The sequence below is a fragment of the Kineococcus indalonis genome, assembly GCF_009906395.1.
GTDB classification, from domain to species: Bacteria; Actinomycetota; Actinomycetes; order Actinomycetales; family Kineococcaceae; genus Kineococcus; species Kineococcus indalonis.
In genome coordinates, this window is record NZ_JAAALM010000756.1 from 1 (window position 1) to 1,391 (window position 1,391).

2 protein-coding genes and 1 pseudogene are annotated in these 1,391 nt (G+C 74.6%); 2 read left to right on the top strand and 1 reads right to left on the bottom strand.

Translation table 11 applies throughout. The features are described 5' to 3' along the window. Positions 1 to 520, bottom strand: a pseudogene (locus GTR00_RS20855) (alanine dehydrogenase); the annotation flags it as partial. 165 nt (positions 521 to 685) lie between these two features. Between GTR00_RS20855 and GTR00_RS26115 the strand changes: the two are divergent. Further along, entirely contained in the window at positions 686 to 1,141 is a 456-nt protein-coding gene (locus tag GTR00_RS26115) for an Lrp/AsnC family transcriptional regulator (RefSeq protein WP_323132653.1), read from the top strand. Positions 1,142 to 1,187: 46 nt separating this feature from the next. Next, a complete protein-coding gene (locus GTR00_RS20865) occupies positions 1,188 to 1,376 on the top strand; it encodes a hypothetical protein (protein WP_166613437.1) in 189 nt (62 codons plus the stop codon). Positions 1,377 to 1,391: the final 15 nt, after the last annotated feature.

The following is a 1,391-nucleotide window of genomic DNA, read 5'->3' on the forward strand; positions in this document are numbered from 1 at the left end:
GGTTCGCTGCCGCTGCTGGCGCCGATGAGCGAGGTCGCCGGCCACCGGCGCCCACGGCGGAGTTCGCGCTCATCAGGTGGTACGCGCCGACCTGCGGGGCCAGCCGGCCGGCGACCTCGCTCATCGGCGCCAGCAGCGGCAGCGAACCGTCGCCCAGCTGCACCGTCTCGTAGGCGATGGCGGTGGTGCCCGCCGCCAGCAGCGCCGCGGTGCACTCGCGCGAGGCCGCCAGGTGCAGGTACGTGAACAGCACCTGGTCCGCGCGCAACCGGGGGTGCTCCTGCGCGACGGGTTCCTTGACCTTCAGCAGCAGCTCGGCCGCGCCCCACACCTCCTCGGCGTCGGCGACGACCTTCGCGCCGGCCGCCTCGTAGTCCGCGTCCGGCAGCGAACTGCCCTCGCCGGCGCCGGCCTCGACGAGCACCTCGTGGCCGTGGCCGGTCAGCTCGTGGACGCCCGCGGGCGTCAGGGCCACGCGGTGCTCGCGGTTCTTCACCTCACGGGGGACACCGATGCGCACGTCGAACCTCCAGGTCGAGCTGCCGTCCGGACCCCACCAGGATGAAGAACCCGCGAGATCGTGACAACGGGACCGCAGGAGATTCGGTACGGTCCCGTCGTGGCAGGAGGACCTTCGGGCAGCGGCCCCGCGCCGGCCCGCGCGCCGAAGAACGTTCGGCCGGCGGTGGACGCGGTGGACGCGGTGGACCGCGCCATCCTGCACGTGCTCGCCGAGGACGGGCGCATCACCAACGCCGCCCTCGCCCAGCGCGTGGGCATCGCCCCCTCCACCTGCCTGCTGCGGGTGCGCGCCCTGCGCGGGTCCGGCGTCATCCGCGGCTTCCACGCCGACGTCGACCCCCGCGCCCTCGGCCTGGACCTGCAGGCGATGATCTCCGTCAAGCTCGCCGCCCACGCCCGCGGCAGCATGGGCCCCTTCGTCGCGCGCATCCGCCGCCAGCCGGAGGTGCTCGACGTCTACTTCGTCGCCGGCGCCAACGACTACCTCCTGCACGTGGCCGTCGCCTCCACCGGTGCCCTGCGCGACTTCGTCGCCGAGCACCTCTCGCGCGACCCCGACGTCGGCCTCACCGAGACCAGCCTGATCTTCGAGCACACCCGCGCCGCCGGGCGCTCCTGACCCGCCTGCGGGTGCGCGGGCCCGTGCCCGTGCCTACCGTCGGGGCATGAGCCAGAACGACGAGAACGACCTCGGCGTCATCCAGCCCGAGATCGCCGCGCCCCGCGACCGCCAGGAGCACGCGAAGATGCCGGCGCGCCCCAGCGACGACGAGCTGGAGATGCGCGTGGAGCACGAGCGCCGCGAGCTCGGCCTGGTCGACGAGCCCGACGAGGTCCCGCCCGCCACCGACTGACCGGCTCCGCCGGCC